General features: G+C 51.7%; 1 rRNA gene. It reads right to left on the minus strand.

The features are described 5' to 3' along the window. A 16S ribosomal RNA gene (locus tag GTP90_RS36210) occupies positions 1 to 298 on the minus strand; the annotation flags it as partial.

Genomic DNA, 298 nt, shown 5'->3' on the forward strand with positions numbered 1-298 from the left:
CGGTTTGTCACCGGCAGTCTCATTAGAGTGCCCTTTCGTAGCAACTAATGACAAGGGTTGCGCTCGTTGCGGGACTTAACCCAACATCTCACGACACGAGCTGACGACAGCCATGCAGCACCTGTGTAATGGTTCCCTTTCGGGCACTCCTCAATCTCTCAAGGATTCCATCCATGTCAAGGGTAGGTAAGGTTTTTCGCGTTGCATCGAATTAATCCACATCATCCACCGCTTGTGCGGGTCCCCGTCAATTCCTTTGAGTTTTAATCTTGCGACCGTACTCCCCAGGCGGTCTACT

Source organism: Duganella vulcania, assembly GCF_009857655.1.
Lineage (GTDB): Bacteria > Pseudomonadota > Gammaproteobacteria > Burkholderiales > Burkholderiaceae_D > Rugamonas > Rugamonas vulcania.